This window comes from Clostridium sp. AF34-13 (assembly GCF_003477845.1).
Taxonomy (GTDB): domain Bacteria; phylum Bacillota; class Clostridia; order Lachnospirales; family Lachnospiraceae; genus Butyribacter; species Butyribacter intestini.
Window position 1 is genome coordinate 1 of sequence record NZ_QUEB01000031.1, and the last position, 8,924, is coordinate 8,924.

The window sequence follows — 8,924 nt, forward strand, 5'->3', positions numbered from 1 at the left end:
GATAATTTTGCTTCAAATTTCTCATTATTTCCCGAACACGCTGAAAACACTAATGTAATAATACATAATGTTATAACCAATAACTTTTTCATATACTTTCTCCTAATCATGCAACCAATAAATATCTATTTTTTTATTTAACTGTTAAAAGAAACACCCCAGCCAAAATTACCACACCGATTATAAGCATAATTATCCCAATATTTCTCCACATATTTGGAATAATAAATATCAACCCTAAAATTATAAACAGAACTGATATTATTCCCAACAATAATATTATTGTTTGTTTTTTCCCAACTTTTCTAAATCCGATTATGGCAATAACCAAAATCAAAATGGCGAAAAAAGTCACTATGACAGAAAGAAAATTCATATAATCATCACCTCACATAAATTAAAAATATTTAACATCCAAATTGTTTTCTTACTTATTACTATAAAAACTTAAATCTGATGAATATACACTGAAACTTTTAAGGTGCAAATAAATTTATAAAATTGTTTTATTTGTCAATTTATCTACACCCACTTTTCAGCTAAAAAAGTTTATTTTGTCAATTATTGTCAAACACTTTATAAGTAAGTTTATTTTTCTTCGCCCATTTCACTGCTTTTGAACCTGAGACAGTATAAAGTTTTCCTAAAAACAAATGTTTTTTATTCCATCCCTCAACAACAGTATTTTTTCCTTTCACAATCATCTTATCAATTTTCAACTTATCATTTTCTGAATATTTTGTAACTGTATCTTTCACAACAAGTTTTTTTACATTTTTACCGACATAAACCGTACCGATTTTTAACTTTTTGCACTCTGAAATATCATAATTTTTCTTTTTGTTTTCAAGCTTCAACAATTTAATGCCTGTCTTTCCAAATTCTTCATCCAAACTGACAACATACATGCCTACCGTAACTTTGTCAATCATTCCACATTTTGAAAAAGACTCTTTTCCCGGTAATGTTTTTTCAGGAAGATTTACCTCATGTAATGACCTACATCCTTCAAATGATTTTTCATATAAATACAACTTTGTACTTCTCTTATCAATCTTTACTGTTTTTAAATTCTTACTGTTTTTAAAGGCTGAAATTCCAACAAACCGTATTTGAGACGGAATCGTAATTTCTGTTACTTTTGCAGATGATTTTGGCAGAACTGACAACGCTTCACTGCCTAAATCATCAAAAACATACCTAAGCTTCGAGATTTTTAATTCAAGAGGTACTATATCAGAACGACCAATTCCCACCACCTTATAACCGTCTATCTCTTTAGGTATAACAACCTTTCCTTTCGCATTTTTAATCTTTCTTATTGTTATCATCTTTTTTTCTTCCGATAAAATATGATACTCATAATCTCCGCTTGTCTTTATCTTTGAACTGTCACTCCAAAAATCTGCACTTTCCCATATAGGTGCCATAGTTGCCGTCGGTGTAAAATCTGCTTTTAATTTTTCATCTGACATCTGTCCCGCACACACCAGTAAACCGATAGCCGATGTCATTATAAATGTAAATATTCTTTTTTTCATATCATTCATCCCCCCTGCTTTATACTGTAATATTTTAATAAAATCATCTTATTATGTCATTTCAAAATTTTTGGTTTTCAACGGATTCCATGGATTGCCTTTGCTTCTGACCCTTGTATCATTTTATCTGCTTAACAATCTTTTTTTCAGCCATAACTTTATAAGCAATCTTATTTTTCTTCGCCCATTTCACCGCTTTTGAACCTAAAACAGTATAAATCTTTCCTAAAAACAGATGTTTTTTATTCCATCCCTCAATAGCCGTATTCTTACCTTCGACAAGCAATTTATCAATCTCAAATATTTCCCAATTACGATATTTTTTATCCGACTCTTTCAATATTAGCTTTTTAACATTTTTGCCCAAATAAATCGTGCCAATCTTTCCATTTGTATATCGTGAAATATCATAGATTTTCTTTTTGTTTTCAAACCTTAACACTTTGATATTTGTCCCACTAAATACACAATCACTGTCATCCGCATTCGTTGACATAGATATTCCCATTGTCACTTCATCAATCGTGCCACAACACGAAAACACATCACCATCAGTACATACCTTTTCCGGCAAATTCACGCTTTCTAACTTGTTGCAATCCAAAAATGCCTCACCATATAAATATAAATTCACATCTCTTTTATTGATTTTTACCTTTTTCAGACTATTGCAATTTTCAAAGGCACAAATCCCAACAAACTGAATATATTTCGGTATAATGATTTCCGTCACTCCACCGGATGACTCAGGCAGAACCGACATTTCTTCAAGTCCAAAATCCGAATACTCATATTCAGACTCGGCTATTCCCAACCGGCTCGGCAGTCTGTCCGACCGACCAATTCCAACTACCTTATAACCGTCTATTTCTTCAGGAATTTCCAGCTTACCATTTGCATTTTCAATTTTTCTAATCGTTATCAGCTTTTTCTCTTCCGACAAAATGTGATACTTGTAATCACCATTTGTCTTTATCCTTGTGCTGTCACACCAAAAATCCTCCCGCTCTCCACCAGATGGTGTTTGTGTCGGTAACGGTGCAGCATTCTGAATTACATATGCTTTTTGCATCTGTGCCTTTACTGTTCTGCACAACATTTGTCCGCCGCCGCAAACCGTAACCAGCATGGCTGTTGCCATTATCAACGCTAATACTCTTTTTTTCATACGCAAATTCCTCCCTAATTTCATTTTCCCAAGCATTTATTAAATACATAACTCCACACACTCACAATATATTTTTTATACCTGTCAAATCATAAAATAAATTTCACTCTCATCTGTATCTCCTAAAGTATGTACATTATAATCCCTGTTATTATATAAGACAGAGTTTATGATTGATTGTTGCAACTAATCTGAAAAGATACAATTAAATTTGCATATTGGGCACAGCATATAATTGATTTTGCAATCACCTATTTACTTCACCACATATTTTTCTGAATATAAAGGTACAGAACTATCTATAAAATAATAATCTAGTTGACTACTTCTTTCTTCTATATTACTATTTAACACTTTAACAGAATACAACTCTGCATCACTCGCTATTCCTACTAAACCAACACCATTTATTCTTGCCCATATAACTCCTGCAATAGAAGTACCATGACCGCTATTATCCATAGGTTTATATCCATCAACTCTTTCTGAAAAATCTACCCAATCTCGTACCAACAATTCATTATGTGTATCTATTCCAGAATCAATCACAGCAATTTTTACTCTTTTTCATAACCATCCTCCTAATATTCTGTATGTTATTTAGTCATTATCGCTCCTGTATATTCCCAGCGTATTCTTGCTCACATATAGGCCAGAGAACAAGCGTCATTTTTACTCAACTATACTTTGCCGTAGTTTCTCCTTAACGCTTTAGCCGAAAAACTTTTTAAGCCAATAAAACCAATCTTCGCCCGAATATAACTCCATACCGCTTTCTCATCCCTAAAGTTAATTTCAAACATTGCAATCTTTGATTAACTTTATTTTAACAAACATATCTGCCATATTCCAGCACAATGCGACGAACGGTCGATTTTTGCGATAAGCGGTAATTGACATATATAAAACTGTATTTTATAATTACCTTAGTGTGTTTTTACGGAAAGATATGGGGTAGGTTATGAATATTACAGCAGATAATTTAGGAAGTACATTAAATTATATATTAGAACTTATAATCATTTTATATATACCAAAAAATATACTTTTAATACCGCTTGCCGGAGCTAAAAAGAGATATATTGCTCTTGCACTTTCATCAGTATGGCTTTTATATACACTTCTGGCAGCTTTTCCATTACCTAATACATTTATTATCCTGCCTGTTTCATTACTTGTTTTTGCTGAGCGTCCGGCTTTGATTTCTTTTACCGTCATATCCGAAACACTCGCAATCAATATAATAGCTTTAATCAGCTTTTACTCTTATTGTATGATCAGCCATACCAAATACAACAGTTCATCACACGAATATAATGACTTGATAACCGGTATAATCATTTTTTGCATTATCACCCAATTGCGAAAAAAATTTTCGTTTACCATCAACTTTTTAAAAGAAATACAGATAAAGCATTTTGTTTTAATCTTCTGCGTTATCCTTGTCGATTTTTTCCTGTCACTCGTTTCCGGTTTATTATTTTTCCAAAATATAAACCAGCTCGGCCGCAGGCTTCTGGTGCTGGCAATCTACACAATGATAGTCCTCAGCATCGTGATACTTATACTGTATTTTAGAATTGTCCATATCCATTCTGAGCTTGAACAGCTCAGCAATGTAAAATCAAAAATGCTCTCTCTAGAGGAAAAGCACTATAAAGATATGCTTCAAAAAAATACAGACCTCCGTGCTTTCAGACATGATTACAATTATCACATAACAGCAATGCAGGCACTCGCACAAAATGATGATTTTGACGCATTGAAAGCTTATGTAAACCAGCTTACTACAATAAAAGCAAAAATATATTTTATATCAACAAACAACACCATAGCCGATGCGATAATCAACTATTTTTATGAAATTTTACCTGACAACACCTCTTTTAAAGTTGACGGAAAATTTTCCTATGATACATTTATAAGCAATGATGACCTATGTATCATACTCTCAAATCTGCTGAAAAACGCTTATGAAGCTCTCTGCCGCATTAACACTGACACTTTCAGTCTGCATACCGATACCGACGACAATACTGTTGAAACAGAAAAGAAATTATATATTTCTATCTCAAACGACGAAAACAATATAACATTATATATTATGAACACTTGCAAACCATACGAAAAACAGAGTGGTTCTATTTTTTCAACTTCAAAATCCGATACCCTAAATCATGGATTTGGACTGAAAAATGTTGCTGATACCGTTGAAAAGTATGACGGAAAACTTGAACTCAAAACAGAAAACAATACATTTTCCGCTTATGTTTTTCTACATAATGTAACATAAAAGTTATATGGCTATAGTCTAATCACTATCAAACAAGCAGCGAAGTGTACCACTAATATCTGCTTTAACAAAACAGGAGGTCTTGCAATGAAAATAGGAATTTGTGATGATGACCCTAAAACAAGGGAACAACTAAACAATTTATGCCATAACCTCGGATATATTGATACTTATCAATTTGACTCCGGCGAAGAACTTCTTTCTTCTGATATATGCCCATCGCTCACATTAGTCTTTTTAGATATAGAAATGAACGGTATGACAGGCATAGAAGTCAAAAATATACTTGAACAAAAATGTCCTTTTACCCTTATAATTTTTAACACTTCCCATGAGGAGCAGATAAAAGACGCTTTTGGTCGAAATGTAATTTCATTTATCTCCAAACCGTTTTCAGAAATATCAATCAAAACAAACATTGAACGCGCCGCCGCTTTAAGCTGCAATTTTCTTCCTATAAAAATAAATGATGAGGTATCTGTTCCATGTCAGGATATACTGTATGTAACTTCCGAACATAAATACAGCATCTTTTATACGAATAACGGAAATTCTTTCTCAAGCCGCAAAGCATTAAAAGACTGGGCAAAAGAACTTGAGGAATTTGATTTCTGCCCTATTTCACGGGGAATCATCATAAATTTAAAACATTATAAAAAAATTCAGGATAAAAAAGTAGTTTTATATAATGGCATGAGTTTTCCAATAAGCCGCCGCTACTCAAATTTACTAAAACTCAAATTTGATGAATATACATTGAAACTTTTGAGGTGCAGATAAATTTATAAAATTGTTTTATTTGTCAATTTATCTGCACACACTTTACAGTTGAAAAAGTTTATTTTGTCAGTTATTGTCAAACACTTTATAAGTAAGTTTATTTTTCTTCGCCCATTTCACTGCTTTTGAACCTGAGACAGTATAAAGTTTTCCTAAAAACAAATGTTTTTTATTCCATCCCTCAATAGTCGTATTCTTACCTTCGACAAGCAATTTATCAATCTCAAATATTTCCCAATTACGATATTTTTTATCCGACTCTTTCAATATTAGCTTTTTAACATTTTTGCCCAAATAAATCGTGCCAATCTTTCCATTTGTATATCGTGAAATATCATAGATTTTCTTCATTTCTATTCTACATCAAAAATTACAATCAATAATATATACTTTGTTCATAACTGTAACCACTTAATGTTTTACCATCTCTTAAATCTGTATATCGACATATAATAGGTCCCTTTTTAGGATCATAAACTTTAACCTTGCCATTTGAATCATATCCGTATAGTAATACAGCATGTCCTCCATAAAGTGGATTCTGCATTGCCATAATTACCCCACCTCCTTTATTTATTTTTTCTTTAAGTGTCTTAAATGACAATCTTGCAAACTTATATGATGATTTGCATGATACATTAAAAATTTTTATTGCCTTTGATGTTTCCCGCAAACTACCCGTCTCATTTTTTATACTTCCCTTAATAATTTGTACCACATTACTTTGTGATTTAACCACATTAACTTTACTGACTTTTGTCACTGCCATATTTCTCGCACTAGCCACCCAACACCAATTCGTTCTTTCTTGCTTTTGAAATCCTGTTGTAATCGTCGTATAAATCCATGAAGCCTTTGCATTTATTGGATTTGTTATATTCAAAGAAATAAATGCACAAATTAATATTATACTCAATTTTCTTAATCTAATTTTCATATTTCCTCCTTATTATAAGTTTAATTACGAAAAGCACTCCCACAGCTAAAACAATCGTAATAATCATTATCGTAATATAATCTGAAAAAAAATCACTTGCTTTATCTTTCTCCTCAACTTTTTTCTTTTTAGGCAACAGACTTCCTCCTAAGTTCTGTTGCGTTTTATTTTCTTTTACTATCTGTTTTAACTCCTGTTCACTATACTCCTCATACTCATTTTCCATATTCGATATAAACTCTGAGACTGTATAAAGTTTTCCTTCTTCCTCACCAATATCATTTAATGTTATTGCACTTTCCGACTGGTATGGTATAACTTTTTCTTTTCCATCTTCCTGCCTTATATATATAAGATTTATATCATAAAACGGTATCGAGATATTCCTTACCTCAGTTATATACACACCTGATAATTCTTTTTTAATCTTATCTTTTATTTCATCTGCCGTATCCGCAACATAATTGTCATCATTACCAAAATACTGTCCATAGACATGATAACCGTCTTTTTCTTTTTGCAATAAAATCGTCGCATCTTCACCTGTCATCGTTTTTGCCGGTATGTACCATCTGTCGCTCCACTTAATAAGACCTGACAAACTGTTATTATTTTTATGATAGTCTGCAATCATTGTCATGTCAGATGACAATGTCCACATTGGAACTGCATTGTTTATATCATACGACTTAATTGTTGTAGCTTTTTCTTCTTCACTTACATCTTTATCATTAAATGTAATCTCTTTTTTTAACACATCAGTTGCCCCGTCTGCCATTTGCTTTTGCAAACCAGTCCACTCTTTTTCCCATTCGTACGCATTTATATCTGCCGCTTTCGCCTCACACTCCATAATTTTTAATGCATGACAGTCTCCAAAATAATCTGTCACAAAAATTGTTATTCCCATACCAAATATAAATGCCATAATAACTAATATAGAATAATTTTTAAATCCTTTTATAATCATTTCATTCTCCTACCATCGTATTAATTTTTGCTAAGTGTTATTTTTATAATGTTATTATCAAAATGTACTTTGCCCTGCAACATATGCCACAAATGCTGTATTGCTATGTGCCTTTTGTACTGTCAGTTATCTCATACAGACATCCGTCAATACTCTTATATTTCTTATTAGTATCTTCTACATAAAACTCTTTACAACCTCCATCTACAAACGCATCTCCATTTATGTCTTTTAGTTTATCAGATAAACAGATCTTGTTTAAACTCACACAGCCGCCAAATGAATAATCTAATTTTTCCAGACCTTTGCCTATATCCATATTTTGCAGGTTTTTACATAATCCAAATGTCATCCAGCCCGTTTCAGATACTCTGCAACCGCCTGTTATCTCTTTTAAATTGCTGCACTGTGCAAAAGCATCCATCATTAGTTTAAGTTTTTTGCCGGCATCAGCCTTGCCACCTGACAACCCAATATGTTCAATCTTTGTTCCCTTAAATGCACCTTCATCAATTTTTGTAACATTTTCATCTATGGTAATGTTTTTCAGACTTTCATTTCCCATAAATGCCCAACACCCGATATAATTTACTGTTGATGGCAGCTTATATGTGCTTCCACTCTTTTTGGCAGGATATACTACCAGCTTAGTGCCTTTTTATTATACAGAACACAGTTTACTGATTTATAATATTTATTTTCTTTTGAAACTACTATCTTTTCAAGTTCCGTACATCCCTCTCCAACAATCCCATGATTAAAAGCACTGTCAGCAAATTTTTTTACATTTTTGCCCAAGATTACTGTCTTAATGTTTTTATTTCCCTTAAAAGCAACGCTATCAACATATTTGACCGATGACGGTATCTTATATGTACTCCCGCCATTTTTGGCAGGATAATGAACCAGTTCTGTTCCTTTTTTATTATACAAAACTCCGTTTACTGATTTGTAGTACTTATTTTTCTTTTGAAACAACTACCTTTTTTAATGACTTGTAATAAATACCACCACAATGCATATTTAAACCAATTACTGTCTTTACCGTTTTCGGAATATACAATACCTTTTCGCTTCATGTCTAACTCCTCCCTCCAAATAGCTGTATATTTTTAATTTTGTATGCTTCATCTTATAAGACAGAAATTATTACAAATTGTTGCAAAATACTTAATTTACTATAAAATTCCTCCAAAACAGGCAACTGCACTTTCTGGCACAATTACCTGTTCTGT

At 32.4% G+C, this 8,924-nt stretch carries 11 protein-coding genes; 2 read left to right on the forward strand and 9 right to left on the reverse strand.

Going from position 1 to position 8,924, the window contains the following annotated elements:
* Positions 1–133: 133 nt before the first annotated feature.
* From DWZ63_RS15315 to DWZ63_RS15330, 4 genes are all read right to left on the reverse strand, one after another.
* On the reverse strand, positions 134–376 hold the full coding sequence (locus DWZ63_RS15315; protein WP_118500341.1) for a hypothetical protein: 243 nt from the start codon (positions 374–376) through the stop codon (positions 134–136).
* A gap of 181 nt (positions 377–557) precedes the next feature.
* Positions 558–1,541, reverse strand: a complete 984-nt coding sequence (locus tag DWZ63_RS15320; RefSeq protein ID WP_182431554.1) for a leucine-rich repeat protein — start codon at positions 1,539–1,541, stop codon at positions 558–560.
* 118 nt (positions 1,542–1,659) lie between these two features.
* Complete coding sequence (locus DWZ63_RS15325) at positions 1,660–2,709, reverse strand: leucine-rich repeat domain-containing protein (RefSeq protein ID WP_182431555.1); 1,050 nt, start codon at positions 2,707–2,709, stop codon at positions 1,660–1,662.
* A 255-nt stretch (positions 2,710–2,964) separates the two neighbouring features.
* Positions 2,965–3,264: a S8 family serine peptidase gene (locus tag DWZ63_RS15330; protein WP_118500344.1), complete on the reverse strand. Its 300-nt coding sequence runs from the start codon at positions 3,262–3,264 to the stop codon at positions 2,965–2,967.
* A gap of 406 nt (positions 3,265–3,670) precedes the next feature.
* Between DWZ63_RS15330 and DWZ63_RS15335 the strand changes: the two genes are divergently transcribed.
* The gene (locus DWZ63_RS15335; protein ID WP_118500345.1) at positions 3,671–5,002 is read left to right on the forward strand and encodes a GHKL domain-containing protein; all 1,332 of its coding nucleotides are present in this window, start codon (positions 3,671–3,673) and stop codon (positions 5,000–5,002) included.
* Positions 5,003–5,089: 87 nt separating this feature from the next.
* Positions 5,090–5,782: a LytTR family DNA-binding domain-containing protein gene (locus DWZ63_RS15340; protein ID WP_118500346.1), complete on the forward strand. Its 693-nt coding sequence runs from the start codon at positions 5,090–5,092 to the stop codon at positions 5,780–5,782.
* 66 nt (positions 5,783–5,848) lie between these two features.
* Here DWZ63_RS15340 and DWZ63_RS15345 read toward each other — a convergent pair whose 3' ends face one another.
* The 5 genes from DWZ63_RS15345 to DWZ63_RS15365 form a co-directional block, all read right to left on the reverse strand.
* Positions 5,849–6,133 (reverse strand): hypothetical protein, encoded by a 285-nt coding sequence (locus tag DWZ63_RS15345; RefSeq protein WP_118500347.1) that lies wholly within the window; start codon positions 6,131–6,133, stop codon positions 5,849–5,851.
* A gap of 25 nt (positions 6,134–6,158) precedes the next feature.
* Entirely contained in the window at positions 6,159–6,719 is a 561-nt protein-coding gene (locus tag DWZ63_RS15350) for a papain-like cysteine protease family protein (RefSeq protein ID WP_118500348.1), read from the reverse strand.
* Positions 6,709–7,689 carry a hypothetical protein gene (locus DWZ63_RS15355; protein WP_118500349.1) on the reverse strand — a complete coding sequence of 327 codons (981 nt, stop codon included), beginning with the start codon at positions 7,687–7,689 and terminating at the stop codon, positions 6,709–6,711. The genes DWZ63_RS15350 and DWZ63_RS15355 overlap by 11 nt, the downstream gene beginning before the upstream one ends.
* 103 nt (positions 7,690–7,792) lie before the next feature.
* Complete coding sequence (locus DWZ63_RS15360; protein ID WP_347474889.1) at positions 7,793–8,335, reverse strand: leucine-rich repeat domain-containing protein; 543 nt, start codon at positions 8,333–8,335, stop codon at positions 7,793–7,795.
* The gene (locus DWZ63_RS15365; RefSeq protein ID WP_118500351.1) at positions 8,329–8,667 is read right to left on the reverse strand and encodes a leucine-rich repeat protein; all 339 of its coding nucleotides are present in this window, start codon (positions 8,665–8,667) and stop codon (positions 8,329–8,331) included. The genes DWZ63_RS15360 and DWZ63_RS15365 overlap by 7 nt, the downstream gene beginning before the upstream one ends.
* Between the last annotated feature and the right edge of the window lie 257 nt (positions 8,668–8,924).

Excerpts from the sequence above, each read along its gene's own strand:
- DWZ63_RS15325 (WP_182431555.1), bottom strand. The coding sequence starts at position 2,709 with ATGAAAAAAAGAGTATTAGCGTTGATAATGGCAACAGCCATGCTGGTT.
- DWZ63_RS15355 (WP_118500349.1), bottom strand. The coding sequence starts at position 7,689 with ATGATTATAAAAGGATTTAAAAATTATTCTATATTAGTTATTATGGCA.
- DWZ63_RS15340 (WP_118500346.1), top strand. The coding sequence starts at position 5,090 with ATGAAAATAGGAATTTGTGATGATGACCCTAAAACAAGGGAACAACTA.
- DWZ63_RS15315 (WP_118500341.1), bottom strand. The coding sequence starts at position 376 with ATGAATTTTCTTTCTGTCATAGTGACTTTTTTCGCCATTTTGATTTTG.
- DWZ63_RS15345 (WP_118500347.1), bottom strand. The coding sequence starts at position 6,133 with ATGAAGAAAATCTATGATATTTCACGATATACAAATGGAAAGATTGGC.
- DWZ63_RS15350 (WP_118500348.1), bottom strand. The coding sequence starts at position 6,719 with ATGAAAATTAGATTAAGAAAATTGAGTATAATATTAATTTGTGCATTT.
- DWZ63_RS15320 (WP_182431554.1), bottom strand. The coding sequence starts at position 1,541 with ATGAAAAAAAGAATATTTACATTTATAATGACATCGGCTATCGGTTTA.
- DWZ63_RS15335 (WP_118500345.1), top strand. The coding sequence starts at position 3,671 with ATGAATATTACAGCAGATAATTTAGGAAGTACATTAAATTATATATTA.